This is a genomic window from Acinetobacter sp. 24-47-62 (assembly GCF_056779765.1).
The window spans coordinates 1-15,331 of record NZ_JBWYIN010000013.1; the positions used below are offsets into that span (position 1 = coordinate 1).

The 15,331-nt window shown below is 38.1% G+C and carries 16 protein-coding genes; 9 read left to right on the forward strand and 7 right to left on the reverse strand.

The features are described from left to right. Nucleotides 1-305 precede the first annotated feature (305 nt). Nucleotides 306-908 (reverse strand): TetR/AcrR family transcriptional regulator, encoded by a 603-nt coding sequence (locus AC1M87_RS11025; RefSeq protein WP_481593778.1) that lies wholly within the window; start codon nucleotides 906-908, stop codon nucleotides 306-308. Between the two features lie 84 nt (nucleotides 909-992). On the opposite strand from AC1M87_RS11025, the gene AC1M87_RS11030 reads away from it, so the two are divergent. Further along, nucleotides 993-2,201, forward strand: coding sequence for an oxygenase MpaB family protein (locus AC1M87_RS11030; protein WP_481593712.1), 1,209 nt, complete (start codon nucleotides 993-995; stop codon nucleotides 2,199-2,201). 42 nt (nucleotides 2,202-2,243) lie between these two features. On the opposite strand, the gene AC1M87_RS11035 is transcribed toward AC1M87_RS11030, so the two are convergent. From AC1M87_RS11035 to def, 4 genes are all read right to left on the reverse strand, one after another. Further along, nucleotides 2,244-3,173 carry a metal-dependent hydrolase gene (locus AC1M87_RS11035; RefSeq protein WP_092768017.1) on the reverse strand — a complete coding sequence of 310 codons (930 nt, stop codon included), beginning with the start codon at nucleotides 3,171-3,173 and terminating at the stop codon, nucleotides 2,244-2,246. Nucleotides 3,174-3,341: 168 nt separating this feature from the next. Continuing rightward, a complete protein-coding gene (locus AC1M87_RS11040) occupies nucleotides 3,342-5,387 on the reverse strand; it encodes a TonB-dependent copper receptor (protein WP_481593713.1) in 2,046 nt (681 codons plus the stop codon). A 69-nt stretch (nucleotides 5,388-5,456) separates the two neighbouring features. Continuing rightward, a complete protein-coding gene (locus AC1M87_RS11045) occupies nucleotides 5,457-5,918 on the reverse strand; it encodes a DUF2946 domain-containing protein (RefSeq protein ID WP_481593779.1) in 462 nt (153 codons plus the stop codon). A 71-nt stretch (nucleotides 5,919-5,989) separates the two neighbouring features. Further along, nucleotides 5,990-6,520, reverse strand: a complete 531-nt coding sequence (gene def, locus AC1M87_RS11050) for a peptide deformylase (protein ID WP_035268228.1) — start codon at nucleotides 6,518-6,520, stop codon at nucleotides 5,990-5,992. A gap of 122 nt (nucleotides 6,521-6,642) precedes the next feature. On the opposite strand from def, the gene AC1M87_RS11055 reads away from it, so the two are divergent. The 3 genes from AC1M87_RS11055 to tsaC are packed head-to-tail and all read left to right on the forward strand — an operon-like array spanning nucleotide 6,643 to nucleotide 9,623. Beyond that, nucleotides 6,643-7,794: a LysM peptidoglycan-binding domain-containing protein gene (locus tag AC1M87_RS11055; protein WP_481593714.1), complete on the forward strand. Its 1,152-nt coding sequence runs from the start codon at nucleotides 6,643-6,645 to the stop codon at nucleotides 7,792-7,794. Between the two features lie 14 nt (nucleotides 7,795-7,808). Next, nucleotides 7,809-9,005, forward strand: coding sequence for a DNA-processing protein DprA (dprA, locus tag AC1M87_RS11060; RefSeq protein WP_481593715.1), 1,197 nt, complete (start codon nucleotides 7,809-7,811; stop codon nucleotides 9,003-9,005). 48 nt (nucleotides 9,006-9,053) lie between these two features. Next, the gene (gene tsaC / locus AC1M87_RS11065; protein ID WP_481593716.1) at nucleotides 9,054-9,623 is read left to right on the forward strand and encodes an L-threonylcarbamoyladenylate synthase type 1 TsaC; all 570 of its coding nucleotides are present in this window, start codon (nucleotides 9,054-9,056) and stop codon (nucleotides 9,621-9,623) included. Nucleotides 9,624-10,008: 385 nt separating this feature from the next. Here tsaC and AC1M87_RS11070 read toward each other — a convergent pair whose 3' ends face one another. Beyond that, nucleotides 10,009-10,917, reverse strand: a complete 909-nt coding sequence (locus AC1M87_RS11070) for a DMT family transporter (RefSeq protein ID WP_481593717.1) — start codon at nucleotides 10,915-10,917, stop codon at nucleotides 10,009-10,011. Between the two features lie 340 nt (nucleotides 10,918-11,257). Between AC1M87_RS11070 and AC1M87_RS11075 the strand changes: the two genes are divergently transcribed. From AC1M87_RS11075 to AC1M87_RS11090, 4 genes are all read left to right on the forward strand, one after another. Continuing rightward, nucleotides 11,258-11,779: a hypothetical protein gene (locus AC1M87_RS11075; protein WP_481593718.1), complete on the forward strand. Its 522-nt coding sequence runs from the start codon at nucleotides 11,258-11,260 to the stop codon at nucleotides 11,777-11,779. A gap of 116 nt (nucleotides 11,780-11,895) precedes the next feature. After that, on the forward strand, nucleotides 11,896-12,438 hold the full coding sequence (locus AC1M87_RS11080; RefSeq protein ID WP_481590704.1) for a glutathione peroxidase: 543 nt from the start codon (nucleotides 11,896-11,898) through the stop codon (nucleotides 12,436-12,438). Between the two features lie 194 nt (nucleotides 12,439-12,632). After that, nucleotides 12,633-13,217: a hypothetical protein gene (locus AC1M87_RS11085; protein WP_481593719.1), complete on the forward strand. Its 585-nt coding sequence runs from the start codon at nucleotides 12,633-12,635 to the stop codon at nucleotides 13,215-13,217. An 89-nt stretch (nucleotides 13,218-13,306) separates the two neighbouring features. Further along, nucleotides 13,307-14,320, forward strand: coding sequence for a pirin family protein (locus AC1M87_RS11090; RefSeq protein WP_481593720.1), 1,014 nt, complete (start codon nucleotides 13,307-13,309; stop codon nucleotides 14,318-14,320). Between the two features lie 6 nt (nucleotides 14,321-14,326). Here the strand turns inward: AC1M87_RS11090 and AC1M87_RS11095 are convergent, their stop codons facing one another. Then, nucleotides 14,327-14,509, reverse strand: a complete 183-nt coding sequence (locus AC1M87_RS11095; protein WP_481593721.1) for a hypothetical protein — start codon at nucleotides 14,507-14,509, stop codon at nucleotides 14,327-14,329. Nucleotides 14,510-14,868: 359 nt separating this feature from the next. Here AC1M87_RS11095 and AC1M87_RS11100 point away from each other — a divergent pair, with 359 nt between their 5' ends. Continuing rightward, nucleotides 14,869-15,315, forward strand: a complete 447-nt coding sequence (locus tag AC1M87_RS11100) for an AAA family ATPase (protein WP_035268211.1) — start codon at nucleotides 14,869-14,871, stop codon at nucleotides 15,313-15,315. The last annotated feature ends 16 nt before the right edge of the window (nucleotides 15,316-15,331 follow it).

Below are 15,331 nucleotides of genomic sequence, written 5' to 3' on the forward strand. Positions count from 1 at the left end.
TGATCTTCTTAATGCTTCGTCAGCATCAAGCTAGGTCGGCTATATTACCCTTTCTTTTCAGAAAGTCAACTAGAAATGTTAATTTATTTTCCAACCCATTCTCAAAACCTAGATCCAACCTATTCAGCTAAATCCTTGTTTTTCAACAAGTTTTAATCAACATCACCGCCGATGGATGTGCATTATAGGCCATTTATTTTCTTACGCAACTATTTTTTCAATATTTTCTATTTGTTTGTATAGTTAATAAACCAACCATAAATTAACTATATGTTTTTTATATATAATTTTATTTGCGTGAGCTTTTAACTCTTGTCGCTGTCTAAATAAGACAAAATCATTGCACTTAATTCCCGCTTAAGCTGTTGTTCTGAAATAAGAAAATCATTATTGCTTACAAACCTCATCATTGTGAACAAGGTACTATTAATAATCACAAAAGATTTATGCTTGAGTGTTTCAAAGTCCCAATGACGATAAAAACGATTGAATACATATAAACCAACTTCCAAAAAATGCTTTTCTAAAACCTTTGCGGCTTCTGAATTGTTGTAGCCATGCCAATGTTTCAGGACTTCAAAGAAGAAACCATTATCTTCTCTCATTACATCAAATCCGAATTGAAGACTAACATCGACTAAGGTTTTTAAATCCATTTCTTCTTGATTCATCGCCAGCGCTTTAAGTGACAAACCTAAGTTTTCACTCTTACGGCGTAACAATTCTAAAATTATCTGATCTTTATTTTCGAAATATTGATAGATAGAGCCTACGCTCACCCCTGATTTTTCAGATATTTTTGGCGTAGTAACTTGATCTAGGCCCATTTCAGAAATGCATATCAGAGTCGCTTCCAAAATACTATCGACTACCAGCTTTGCTCTTTGTTGTTGGGGTCTTTTTCTCATAGCTGCCATTCTAATAATGCGAATTGAATGCGAATAAATATTCATATTAATCTTTGATCAAACAATAACCAGATTAATTACACCATGTCAAATTTAAGCATTCCAAAACGTATGGCTTCATATGAGCGAATGAAGCGTAGCGATCTATTGTCTAAGCTTCTACATAAAATGACCGATCAAAACTTCATTCCAACTTATGCTGAATATTTAGAGTTAAATGAAAGTTTACATACGGGTGATGTGCCGATGGATCGCTTAATGGATTGGGTGATGACCAATCCACGCGAAAATCGAAAGCTTTTTGAAACGGCGTTATATCAAGGCTTAGATGCTCTTCCCAAACCAGTCCCTGAAATCAAAGCATTCTTTGATCTCGTGGAACAACAGCCTGTTTGGTTCGATCAAGAAAAAATTGATCGTGCAATTCAATTCACGCATCGTTTAGGCGCAAATGTCACTTTTATTATGCGTGATCTCGCGCTAATGACTGGATATCAATACCCTGGCTTTAATCAACCTTTGATTTTAACAGGTGCTCTAAGCAAATATGCAGGCAAGCGCTTAGCAGAAACGCATAAATGGTGGCTAGATGTTACTAAGCCGAATGGATTTCAACGCTTTAATGATGGCTTTACTTCAACAATTTTTGTGCGTTTCATCCATTCTTTAGTTCGCTACCATCTAAAAAAATCCAAAGATTGGGACTGGGATATTTGGGGAATGCCGATTAACCAATATGATCAGGCAATGACAAATATTGCTTTCAGCGGTGTGATGCTTTTAGGTATTCGAGCAATCGGTATTTTTCCAACTAAAACTGAAGTCGATGCGATTATGCATTTTTGGAAATATACAGGCTGGTTAATGGGTGTTGACGAACAATGGCTGATTGATAAAGAGTCTGAAGGCTGGAAATTATTGCAATGGATGAATTATGCTCATCCTCAAGTGGATGAAAGTAGTCGTCAGCTTGCAGTAAGCCTATCCAAAGAACCATTTGAACGCGAATATAAACATTTTAAACGTTTCATGCAGAAGAAAGCCTACCAGAATCACTTAGATGTTACCCAAATCTTTATGGGCCGTAAAAAAATGAAAAATTTAGGGCTTAAGCCTCGAATACTGCCGTGGTATCCACTGTATCTACTGACCAAAAATACTGTGATTTATGCTGGCGCAAAAAAAATACCAAAGCTTGATCTTTATTTACAGCGTAAAGGGCGATCACAACAAGAACAAGCTCTCGATTTATATCAAAATGCAGGAAAACAGCTGGCAAGTATGCATCAATAAATAAAAAACCGAGCTAAGGCTCGGTTTTTTGCATGTATATTTTTAAGCCATTTTTAATGTTGCCTCTTGCTCAGCTCGAAGTGCTGATGGAGAGCGTGCTAGATAATCCAAAGCTTGTTGAGTATTACCTTCTTGCACAGGATGAAACTTTGGACTAAACCAACGGATGGTAGCTAAAGTTAAATGACTGAAGGTAGGAATATGATCGGTCTTACGACTAATTTTTTCCATTTGCATAATGAGTCTTAAAGTACCCATATGTCTAAACTTACCTGCATCTTTATCTTGTTTCAAAATTGTTTTGCCGCCTTCAACCCAAACCGCTGCCATAATAGGGAAGATAAAGGTCATCAAAGCATTTTTTGAAATTTGGAAATTAAACTCTGATTCAAACATATGTTTAAACAAATCATACGCAACCGTACGATGTTCAACTTCTTCAGCAAGATGCCAACGGAATAGATCAGCCATGATTGGATCAGCTTTATCCAATGAAGTATTGTCCAAGCTCCACTGCCCTGCCACACCAGTATAGTGCTCAATGGCTGCAATCACACCCAGTCGGAAGATTAACCAACGTTTTTCACCAACCACTTTTTTCATCATTTTGATACCTACTGGATTTTCTCCCAAAAGGATTTCAAAAAGATAATGCATGCGTTGAATGAACGGCTTTACATCTAATCCATGTTGATCAAAATAAACTTGTGCATGTTGATGAGTACGACCATGAATCGCTTCTTGCTGAATAAAACCTTTCACGTCAGCTTTTAATTGTTCGTCTTTGACGAACGGTAAAGCTTTATTAAATACACGGCAAAACCAAAACTCACCCGCAGGTAAAATCATATGTGCTGTATTCAACATATGGGTGGAAACAGGGTCATTTTCAATCCAATGCTTTGGAATATGATTGAAATCAAATTTTACTTTACGACCATGTAGTTGATGAACTTGACTCATTGTTGTCATTTTATTATCCATTACATCTTTTTTATTATTTTTAAAATAATGATAACCTCATCACAATATCATTTAAGGACATTCATATTTTATGTCTGACAATTTTAAAGAAAACACCCATTCAGACGGCGATCTAAATGGGTGTTAGGCTTAATACGTCAAATAAACTGAATATGACTAGAACTTCATACTCACACGCGCCCAATAATTACGTCCTATATTATTAAATTGCTCATTCTGTGCAAAACCAAATCCAGCACTACCTGCTTTATTTAAGTGTTCCGTATAAACTTTATCCAGAACATTATCAATTCCAATACTCAAATCAACACCTTGATGAATTTGATAAGTACCATTTAAAGACAGCGTTGAGAAACCTGAACTCGTTTTAAAGTCCTTACCTACAATATTACCTTGATTAATACTGACACGATCCTGCCCATCTACCACACGCCACAATAAACCTAAGTTAAAGCGCTCTTGCACATATCTTAAATTTACACGAGCTTCCAGCGGAGATATTTGAGGTAAAGGTTGATAATCAGTTGTGTTTTTTCCCCAAGCATACATCGCACTAAGATCTGCCTGAACAGCATCGGTAAATTGATAACCTATTCCAGCTTCTGCCCCTGCGATTGTCGCATCGACATTTCTAGAATCAGCAGCATTTTTACCATGACCAGTCATTTTTGCTGGGTCATAATTCAATAATATGAAATCATTAATCAAACCGGCATAAGCTGATGCCCATGAACTGAGTGCCCCGTGATTATGCTGGTATCCAACATCCAACTGTAAGGTTTTTTCTGTTTCTAAATCCTTGAAAGTAGAAACAGCATTGCCTTGATAATCTGTCTTAAACAACTCCCAATAATCTGGTACGCGCTCTACATAGCCTAGACCAACATAGGTTTTAGCATCATGCTCTGGATGCTGATTTTCAAACCGTATAAAACCACTTGGTAATGTTTCCTGACGTTCTTGAACCATTGTTAAGTTTTTAATCTTAACTTGATCAACCCGAACACCTGTGACCAACCTATTATGATCATTCAATGGATATGATAATTCAGTGAACCCACCATAAGATTGAAACTTCATATCCTCTGTCAGTGGAGTATTCATCATTGGCATGCTTGAATGATACATTCCGCCAGCATGTTGATTATTCTGAGTATCAACACCCGTAATGAATATTGCTTTATCCCACTCCATCGTTGTGGCTAAACGTGCATTTAAAGTACGACGTGTCACATTCATAGCGCGATCTGCGCCATCGACATCACGCAAACTAAAATTATCCATCACATGATCATTAAAGTTGTAATTGACTTGCGCCTCAACTTTTTTAACTACCTCTGAGAGATTCTTTTTCTCAAATCTTAATCCCAAGCTCTCGCGGGCAAATTTAGAACCATCCATATCTCGCCCAGCATATACAGCCTCACCATCAGCCTTACCGCCAGTTAACTCGATCCATGTATCTGCATTAGGTGTCCAGCCCAATGCTAAATCTGCATTCCATCGTTTCCAATCTGATGGTACGGTCGCCCCATTACCATCTTGATAACTATTTGAGACTGATCGGTTGCTATTGATTCGAATATATTTTTGTTCATCTCCTACCGCTGCCTCAATATTTTGGTCTAAACGCCCAAAAGAGCCCATTAATACACTTGCCTGACCTCGATAATTTTTTTCATCATTCAATTGTTCTGGGCGTCGCTCGAAAATCACTGTTGCTGCTGAACCTGTGTTGGCGTACTGGACAGTTTGGGGACCTTTAATCACCGAGATTCGATCATAGCTCTCAGGTGAGATATACGAAGTCGGTGAATCCATACGACTCGGGCATGCGCCTAAATTTTCAGTTCCATCTGTTAGAATTTTGATTCGTGATCCAAACATTCCACGAAAGGTCACATCACCGTTCGTACCTGCACCACTATTTACGCTGCTAAACCCTACAATACTTTGTAAGTAATCTGCGCCATCCGACGCAGGAATAGGCTGAATGGGTTGCTTCGGGTTTGCCCGTACAATCAAGCCATTAGCATCATTACCTTGTAGAGCTGTAGCAACAATTGGCGCTAAGTTCGTCGTGCGTGTATCAGGTGTTGGATTTAAAGTTGTAGATTGGACTTCAGCAAATGAAGTTTGCGAAATAAAGGCAATATAAATCGCAGCCGCTAGTGGCTGTAAATAGAATTTTGGCTGAGCCATGATATATTCACTCAAAATTTAAATATGACAATGCTAGAGTCATTCAAGACCCTAAAATAAAGACAATATTTAAGAAAAGAGTGGTGGTGCCCGACCTTGAGGTAAAAGGAATAAACGCTGTAAGTCGAAATAAATATGTTTGAACGCTTTTTGGAATGCGATCAAACGTATATTCAAACGTACAAAAACTTCTTTAACATTCAGCTCAGGTGGCAAAATCAAATTACCAAATACAGTACAGTATTGGCATTGATGGTTTGGGTCATGATGATCGTGCCCACTATGCGAGGATTCAACATAGCGCTTAGACTCATGATGTTCATGTAACGCATGTGAAGTGGAACCATGATGAGCGAGCGTTGTAATACTAGAATGATTAGGCTGTTCGAATAAGGCACGGGTGATCGTTTCGCAGACCGGCGCAATTTGATATTGCGCTGGAAGCAAAGGCTGAAGAAAAACAGCGATCTGTAATAATACTGCTGCGAAACTCAGCAGCAACCCATTGCGGAACAAATTGTCATTCCAAATAAAATTTGAGCAATTATAACAAAGCCCAATCGAAATTGGGCTTTATCAATATATTTAAAGTTCTTAGAAAATTAACGCTTTACAGCAACTTTTTCTTTTTGACGCTGACGAACGACTTTTTCTACCTTTTCACGCGCTCTTTGGCGTTTTAAAGGAGATAGATAATCAACAAATAATTTCCCGTTCAGATGATCCATTTCGTGCTGGATACATACTGCCAAAAGACCATCAGCTTCTAATTCAAAAGCTTGCCCTTCTAAATTAATTGCGTCAATTTTGACGCGTGACGGACGCTCAACTTTATCGTATATTTGTGGAACTGATAGACAACCCTCTTCATAAGGTTGGGTATCTTCAGTTAATGGGGTGACTTTAGGATTAATAAAAACCATCGGCTGATTTTTATCTTCAGACAAGTCCATGACGATAAGCTGAATATGATGATCAACTTGGGTTGCAGCTAGACCAATACCTGGTGCTTCATACATGGTTTCAAACATGTCTGCAGCAAGTTGACGAATTTCATCCGTCACTTCCTCTACAGGTTTGGCAATAGTACGCAAACGGGGATCAGGAAAACTTAAAATTGGTAATAAGGCCATGCTGCTCCTCACCGGCTATGCCATTGATCTTAAAAATTAAATGAAGTTAATGCTTCATCAAATAATACGTGTAATATGCGTATTATAGCGCAAATAGATACATAATTTTAGGAATTATGATAATGAAAAAGGTTTTCAATGGCATGGCTTTTTCACATGCTCTGGGGTTAAAGAAACATTGCCTTTCACTTGCAATTTGCATAAGTGCGGGCTTGTTTACCGCGCAAATAACACAAGCCAGTCCAAATGTAAGCCCACCATCAATTAAGGCCGGTGCTCCTCACGTTTATGTGGTCAAAAAAGGCGACACTTTGTGGGACATTTCAGGTAAATTTTTGCGTTCACCTTGGCGTTGGAAAGAAATTTGGGCATCCAATAAACATGTCAAAAATCCACACTGGATCTACCCAGGTGATCGCTTACTACTCTGTACATTAGATGGGCGTCCACTGATTGGTAAAGACGAAGGTGACGGTTGTGAAGGTGTTATTCGTCGTCATCTTGGTGCTATCAATCTAAAACCTCAAGTACGTGTTGAAAGCTTAGGGAATACCATTCCAATTATTCCCTTGGATGATATTCAACCTTGGCTAGAAAGAAGTATTATCGTTGCGCCTGATGCTTTGCAAAGCACACCTTATATTCTCGGTTCGGCAGATCGTCGTATCGTTGCTGGGGAAGGCCAAACAGTATATGCACGTGGTCAAGGGATTAATCCTGGACAAAGCTACGGTGTTTATCGTGAAGCTGAACCGTATGTTTTCTTAGATGAAAAAGGGAAAAAGTACACAGGTGCACTTGAACTGATTGAGGTAGCTACTGCAGTCGCTGTTGCCAACGAAAATGAAATTTCAACTTTAGAACTTAAACAAAGTTTTAATGCTGAAGTTCGTCGCGGTGATTACGTTTTACCTAAATTTCAAAATGAATTACCAAGCCTCTTCTATCCAACGGCAACAACGGATATTCAGCCAGGCGGTCAAGTGATTCGTGTTATGGGTTCTATTGGTACAGCAGCTCAACATAGTGTTGTCACCATTAACCGCGGAAGCGTTCACGGTGCAAAAAATGGTCACGTGTTAAGTATTTTCCAACAAGGCGAAGTGGTTAAAGACCCGAAGACCAAAGAAAATATTCAACTGCCTAATCAGCGTGTGGGCAACTTAATGATTTTTAAAACTTTCGATCAACTAAGTTACGCTTACGTGCTAGACAGCGCACTTCCAATTAAAGTAGGTGCTGTATTAGAACCATCACCAATGGTTGAAAATTAAAATTAGGTGCGGATATGTTGAACGAGATTAATGACCATCAGTTGGCTTATATTAAACTCTGGTATCTCGTTCAACATTCACTCAGTGCTTATCAAAAACTTATTCAGCATTTTGGTTCAGCTCAAGATGCTGTACAGAAAAATCATCTACATCAATGGCATCAGCTCAACCTACATAAAAACCATATCGAGCGTGCATCTCAATTTTTCTCTGATCAACAGCAACAAGAATTTGAGCGAATTCTGCATCAAATTCATCAACATTCTGATTTTATGCTCACTGAGCAAGATCCAGACTATCCTCAGCAATTGATGCCCTATCATGACCGCCCCCCAATTTTATTTGGGAAAGGTAAAGCACAACATTTATCTGAAGCACAAATTGCCATTGTTGGAAGCCGTAAACCAAGTCCACATGGCAAACAAGTCGCATATGATTTTGCGTATTATCTGAGTGATCAAGGTTTTTATATCACGAGTGGCTTAGCACAAGGCATTGATGCAGCAGCCCATCAGGGTGCTTTGCAACATGGCAGAACAATCGCCGTTATCGGTACAGGATTAGATTTAATTTACCCATCACAAAATCGCCCATTACATGATCAAATCTTGAAGCAGAACGGGACCATCATTTCTGAGTTTTTACCCGGTACAAAACCGCTTCAGCATAATTTTCCACGCAGAAATAGAATCGTAAGTGGCTTAAGTTTAGGGATATTGGTAGCGGAAGCTCAATTGGGCAGTGGTTCATTAATTACGGCCCAAGCTGCTGCAAATCAAGGTAAAACGACCTTTGCAATTCCAGGTCATATTTATAGTGAATTTCATCAAGGTTGCCATCAGTTGATTCGTGAAGGTGCCATCTTAGTTGATCATCCTGAGCAGATCATTGAAGATTTAGCCCTACCGACTCAATGGCAACATCAACAAGCATCACTGTCACGAAAAAACAATCCTAATGAAGTCCAAAATGACGAAATAGCTCATTCAGTAGACCATCCAAAGTTAAGTAAGTATGAGGATGATGAGCATTCGATTCCTATACATCTGTTAGCTGTATTTCAACAATTAGATTGGGTTGGACGCGATCTCGATCAAATTGCTGCAACCCTTAATTTAGACACAGCGACACTCACCAGTCACTTGATGGAGTTAGAACTTTTAGGACGCTGTATTCAACAATCTGGGTTATACCTTCGTTGCCGTAATTAAAATTAAGGTTCACAATAGTCTTTTCAATCAAGAGAATGGTGAACGCTTATGTTAACAACCTCAGTTGCTGAGGCTGCTCAATGTCTAAAACAAGGTCAAGTTTTGGCTTATCCTACAGAAGCAGTATGGGGCTTAGGTTGCGACCCTTTTAATGAAAATGCTTTTAAAGAAATTTTAAGATTAAAACAACGCCCTATCGAAAAAGGGGTGATCTTACTGGCTGGTCAAGTCAGTCAGGTTGAACATTTATTATCAAAGCTTCCTCAAGACCGCCGTGATGCGGTAATTGAAAGTTGGTCACAAACATCTTATCAAGATCGCGCCACAACATGGCTTCTCCCTGCTGATGAGCAAATACCACTTTGGATTCGAGGCAAACATCCTAGGGTTGCTATTCGAGTCACCAACCACCCTCTTTGCATCGCACTGTGCAACGCATTTGATGGGTTTATTGTTTCAACCAGTGCAAATCCTGTTGGTTTAGACCCCGCTCGCTCATTGCAAGAAGTCAATCAGTACTTTGGTGCTGAATTAAATTATTTAAATGGAGATTTAGGCCTGAGCCAAGAACCTAGCCGAATATTAGATGCAGAAACTGGTGATGTCATTCGTGCTTAAAAAGCATGATATGCTGAGACTTAAAATTTATTATTTAAGACAAAAAAAAGCTCAGTCATAAAGGTATTGACTGAGCATATAAAAGGATGTGCTAATCACATCCAGAGGGTTCAGAAATTCATCTGTACAGAAAAAGAGTGTATTATCGCTTTCTCTGCAGTACGCATATTATGCTACAAAAAAAAATATTACACAATTACTAAGACTTAGAGTTTCAAATCATCATTTTTCTTATAAAGATTAATTATTAGTTCAATTGATATAATTAAGTACCTATTTTTAATTATTAATTTTACTTTTTAAAAAGCCTAATGATAGTTAATTTAGATCAATAAGCTTTTATAGATTTTAAGTATAATAAAAAAATAAATCGATTGTCTGTTTTTTAAACACTCTTAGCCTTTATGAATGAAGTTTTTTTCTGTGCTAAAGCAATACCTATCAAAATCATGATTCCGCCTAAACTGTGATAAATCGTCCATGCTTCTTTTAACCAAACGTAAGCAATAATGGCGGTAAAGATTGGCATTAAGTTCATAAAGATGCTGGTTCGATTTGGGCCTAAATGTTGAACAGCCAACATCCATACTAACGGCGCAATAATCGAAGGGAAAATTCCCGCATATAACACACTTAAGCCGTTATTCAGATCAATTGCATCGAGACCCAATACGGCAACGAATGGTAAGTGGTACAACACTGCAAAACCAATCTGAATATAAAGACTAATCATTAAAGGGAGCTCGAGTTGCCACTTTTTGAGAAATACACCATAAAAAGCATAGAAGAATACCGCGACGATCATAATCATGTCGCCCCAATGCCCACCCAGATGCATCAGTGTATCTAGACGCCCCTGACCGATAACATAAATCAGCCCGATAAATGATAAAATACTACCCACCACTGCAAATCGAGTTGGAAACTCTTTTAAAATCATCAATGAAACAAAAATGGTGAAAATTGGGATAAAGGCATTAATTATGCCCATATTGGTTGCAGTTGTGTAATGTGCTGCGGTGTAAGCCAACCCCTGATAAAGCACCATACCAAATGCACTCAGCACTGCTAATTTCACTATATTTTGTCTTACCAGATTCCGCTGTTTGATGACTTTAGGCAGGATAAAGGGTGTTAAAATCAAAAAGGCAATAATCCAACGATAAAAACTAATACTGACAGGTGAAATATACTCTGCAACATATCGTGTAATGGCTATATTCAACGACCAAATCAATACAGCAATGACTGGCAATGATAAAGCCCAGAGCAAATGCTTTTTTTCAAATGTCATATTTTCATCCTAATTTTTATTTAATCGTTAAGATCAAGTTTTCATCAATTTTTAGACTTTTTCATTCCATGAAACACACTCCCCTTCATTGTTAGTGACTGCAGAACAGCCATCTAAGTCTGAGATTTTTACTTAAAAAATTAAGTAGAGTGCTGTTCTATTTTAAAACACTTTTCACTTTTTTACAGGGATTCCTCTACAAAACAACACTAGAAGCTGTGTGTGAGCTATGAGATCGTAAATGCTTGAATTTTCCCATCAACGGGTTAACTGAATATTTTTTAATGTGCTTCATCGTGAATGTAAGTGCATTGAACCGAGCATATAAAAAGGATAAATTATGAAAAAACTTCTCATTGCATCACTATACACTACAGCTGTTTTTCTAACCGCTTGTGATAAAAAGTCTAACGATCAATCCTCACCTACTGCCGCTGAAACGGTTCAAAGCAATACATTAAGTACCAATGTAAATGCAGATATTCAACATGACTTAGATTTACTGGATCAAATTTCAAATACAAAAGCTCAAGAGGCTTTGGCATTTCAAAACGAAGTGACACAAGCTGCGCAAAACAATAATAAAGCTGAATTAGACGCAGTGGTTGAGAAGATGGATAACTATGTGGATCAATTTAATGATGATCTAGACAAACTTGCGCTCAAAAGTATTGAAGGTGCATCTCTTCGAGATAAAATGAAAGAATCGAATGAGCTTGGATTGGACCTCGCAGAAGCAGGTGTTAAAGAAAAGCCTGATATGAATGAAATCACTGAACTTCAAAAGAAAGCTGTTGAGTTACAACAAAGCTTGTTACAGGACATGCAGAATCTTAAAAACCAAGTCGGGACAAAATCTTAACTCATAAAGCAGGCCGTCAGGCCTGTTTTTTTTCACTGTAGACACCTTGGTGAGATCTATATGCCATGGTATTTTCAATCTACATATTTTAAGTACTTTATGATTAGGACATTGAAATGGCTTCAGTTTATAACATTCCAGTAAATACAATTCAGGGGCAGCCTGTTGATTTATCGCAATACGAAGGCAAAGTATTATTGATCGTGAATGTAGCGTCTAAATGTGGCCTTACCCCTCAGTACGAAGGTCTGCAAAAACTCTATAGTGAAAAAAAACAACAAGGATTCGAAATTCTTGGCTTTCCTTCCAATGACTTTCTTGAACAAGAACCAGGAAGCAATGAAGAGATTGAACAATTTTGTTCAGTGAATTATCAAGTGGACTTCCCTCTTTTTGCGAAAATTCCAGTGGTTGGGGAGAATAAACATCCGCTATATGAAACTTTAACAAATGCCATTCCAGAGCGTATTGGTGAGGGGCCTTGGTGGAAAGATCTGGTTGATTATGGTTTAACGCCTAATAATCCCCCTGAAGTATTATGGAATTTTGAGAAATTCTTAGTTTCAAAAACAGGGGAAGTCGTTGCTCGTTTTGCACCAGACATCACTGCAGATGATGCGCGTATTGTTGATGCAATTAATGCTGAACTGGCGAAATAATCTCATCAAGATCAAGTGACGATCTTGTCACTTGATTATTTCTTATTCAATTCAATAAATATCTTCATTAATCTGTCAAAATCATAAGTTACTCTTTCACATCAAAATTTTTGTTATTGCTTTGCAAATATTCAGATTTAACTCATATTTGTATCGTATCTTGGAATGAAGTGATTAACGATTTGGTTTTATTAATGAAAGTATTTCAAAGCATTGTTACCCCTTTTGCATTATTTGGCTTCGGTCTCGTGGTGTTAGGTTGTCAGCCGCAATCACAACCCGATCAAGAAAAGGAATCAACAGCAGCTAATGTTGAAGAATCTTCCCCTGTCCAAGTCACTGATCCTACTGACTTAAAATCAGGCAATATGTTTTATATTGTGCGTGATGTGGCAGATGTACAACTTAAAGCAGGTGGATATATTGAGCAAATTCAACAGCTACAATCTGATTTAGAAGAAGCTGTAAATAATAAAGATCCACAAAAGTTAGATCAGTCAGTGCAAAGTTTAAAATCTCAATTACTGGGCTTTAATGAGGCATTGACAGGACTTGATCTAAAAAGCCAAGAAATTTCCCAGATTCGTTCGAATATTTTAACGGCAAATCAAAATGTATTAGCTTCACCATTACTAAACGGCCAAGTGAATTTAAACAACATCGATTTTGCAGCTTTAGAAAAGCAAATGGGTAATATCCAAGGTGAAATGGTGAAATTAGCCAGTATGCTTTTGACTCAGTCCGGATCATCTACAGAAAATAATCAAGCCGAGGATTGATATACATTATTCTCACAAAATAGACACGGTGGAGTGAGGGATTTCTCTTTAATTTGAATCTTAAATAATTCAAATATCATGGAGTCGGCATGTCTACCTCACCCATCTATAATATAACTCCTATTACTTTTCGTTTAGATTTAAAAGATCCTTTCATCTTTACTGCTCATCATATTGATCACTACCCTGCCGGGAATGCTGAAATGGGACCAGTTCATCCTGCAATCAATCAAGAATTCAATATGTATTATGGTAGTGTTGTTCCCGGCTTTCCCGAACATCCGCACACGGGTTTTGAAACCATTACTTTGGTGGAACAAGGTTATGTCGACCATTTTGATTCCTTGGGTAATGGTGGACGATATGCTGCAGGCGATGTGCAATGGCTAAGTACGGGAAATGGTGTTGAACACTGTGAAATGTTCCCGTTAATTCATCAGGATCGAGAGAATCCTTTTGAATTATTTCAAATTTGGTTTAACTCATCTCCAGAACAAAAAAAACAACCTGCTGATTATAAAATGTTTTGGCGTGAACAAATTACTCATGTGAAAGTGACTGATCACCAGTCTCGCAGCATTGATGTACGAGTTATTTCAGGACAATATCAAAATCAAAATGCATTAAGTCGCCCACCACACTCTTGGGCAGCTGCAGCAGAAAATAAAGTGAATATATACTTAATTACTTTAGAAGCTGGCGCACACCTTGAAATTCCAGCCACGACCGCAACCTCTACTCGATTTGCTTACTTTTATCAGGGTTCAACTTTAAATATTGCTGATTCACCCATTCAATTTAAACATCTTGTAGAGCTTAAAGCTGACACCGAAATTCAACTTGAAGCAGGTGATCAAGAAGCTAGAATCTTATGGTTAGAAGGTGAACCTATTGGTGCACCAGTTGCAATGCGAGGGCCTTTTGTATTGAACAGCAAAGAAGAACTTGATGTTGCATTCAAACGATATCGTGAGACCCATTTTGGTGACTGGCCTTGGCCAAGCGATGCTCCAACGTTTTCACGTGAAACACCTCGTTTTGCCAGCTATGAAGGTGGTAAACGCAAGGAATATCCTGAACAAATGAGTTCAGATGGGGCTTAACAAGGTTTAAATATTACAGTATTCATCTTTGCCCAATGCTCGTTTACTATCCTGTTCAAAACGTGCATTGGGAAAAGGATAACGTTGAGGCAAATACAAGGTAAATCTTGTCAACGTAGGTGATAGCTTTTCTACAGTTGCCTTATGAACATATTCACCACGTTCTGTTCGAGCAAATAGGGTTGCCATTTCAATATGCTCTTCAAGCTTATTTCAGTAAAGACTAGATCATCATCACGTGTGAAACCGATACATCGACGATATGCTTGTCTCAGATTTTGAAATACGCTGAGATAATCCAACTCAATTTCAGCACTTAAACCATTTTTATATGAGTTGGCAACCAAGGCCGCTTCAGTAGGTTCATTGGGCTGACTTAAATAATAATTTTGACATGCGGTGAGCTGACTGAAGGTGAATATGCTTAGCGCGATAATTAGACTTTGACCATACATTATTTTATTTGGATTTATTAGACTTATACCTGAATTGTAGCAAAGTCTAAGCCGTGATTTAATTCAGCTTTATACTTTTAATGTAATTGAACCATGCAACTGATCATCTTCACTGGAGTTCAAGCTTCGGGCAAATCAAGCTACTATCTTTTACATTTGGCACATTCACATTTAAGAATTAACTTAGACATGCTAAAAACTCGCCATCGGGAAAACATGATCTTTGAAACCTGTCTAGCCTCTAAAACCAAAACGGTGATCGACAATACCAACCCAACCAAAGCAGATCGCGCTCGTTATATTCGACGTGCCAAAGCAGCAGGTTTTGAAGTGATTTCATATTACTTTGAAACAGATTTGAAAAGTACGCTAGAACGCAATGGTCAACGAAGCGGTAAAGCCAATATTCCTGAAGTCGGTGTTCGAGCAACATATAAGAAGTTAGAAGTACCTGATTTTGAGGAAGGGTTTGATGAAATACATCATATTAAGATAAAAGGTGCAGGTGAATATCACCATTTAATCTTAGACTCCAAATAATAAAGCGACCCGAAGA

Excerpts from the sequence above, each read along its gene's own strand:
- AC1M87_RS11025 (WP_481593778.1), bottom strand. The coding sequence starts at position 908 with ATGAGAAAAAGACCCCAACAACAAAGAGCAAAGCTGGTAGTCGATAGT.
- AC1M87_RS11030 (WP_481593712.1), top strand. The coding sequence starts at position 993 with ATGTCAAATTTAAGCATTCCAAAACGTATGGCTTCATATGAGCGAATG.
- AC1M87_RS11035 (WP_092768017.1), bottom strand. The coding sequence starts at position 3,173 with ATGACAACAATGAGTCAAGTTCATCAACTACATGGTCGTAAAGTAAAA.
- AC1M87_RS11040 (WP_481593713.1), bottom strand. The coding sequence starts at position 5,387 with ATGGCTCAGCCAAAATTCTATTTACAGCCACTAGCGGCTGCGATTTAT.
- def (WP_035268228.1), bottom strand. The coding sequence starts at position 6,520 with ATGGCCTTATTACCAATTTTAAGTTTTCCTGATCCCCGTTTGCGTACT.
- AC1M87_RS11055 (WP_481593714.1), top strand. The coding sequence starts at position 6,643 with ATGAAAAAGGTTTTCAATGGCATGGCTTTTTCACATGCTCTGGGGTTA.
- dprA (WP_481593715.1), top strand. The coding sequence starts at position 7,809 with ATGTTGAACGAGATTAATGACCATCAGTTGGCTTATATTAAACTCTGG.
- tsaC (WP_481593716.1), top strand. The coding sequence starts at position 9,054 with ATGTTAACAACCTCAGTTGCTGAGGCTGCTCAATGTCTAAAACAAGGT.
- AC1M87_RS11070 (WP_481593717.1), bottom strand. The coding sequence starts at position 10,917 with ATGACATTTGAAAAAAAGCATTTGCTCTGGGCTTTATCATTGCCAGTC.
- AC1M87_RS11075 (WP_481593718.1), top strand. The coding sequence starts at position 11,258 with ATGAAAAAACTTCTCATTGCATCACTATACACTACAGCTGTTTTTCTA.
- AC1M87_RS11080 (WP_481590704.1), top strand. The coding sequence starts at position 11,896 with ATGGCTTCAGTTTATAACATTCCAGTAAATACAATTCAGGGGCAGCCT.
- AC1M87_RS11085 (WP_481593719.1), top strand. The coding sequence starts at position 12,633 with ATGAAAGTATTTCAAAGCATTGTTACCCCTTTTGCATTATTTGGCTTC.
- AC1M87_RS11090 (WP_481593720.1), top strand. The coding sequence starts at position 13,307 with ATGTCTACCTCACCCATCTATAATATAACTCCTATTACTTTTCGTTTA.
- AC1M87_RS11095 (WP_481593721.1), bottom strand. The coding sequence starts at position 14,509 with ATGGCAACCCTATTTGCTCGAACAGAACGTGGTGAATATGTTCATAAG.
- AC1M87_RS11100 (WP_035268211.1), top strand. The coding sequence starts at position 14,869 with ATGCAACTGATCATCTTCACTGGAGTTCAAGCTTCGGGCAAATCAAGC.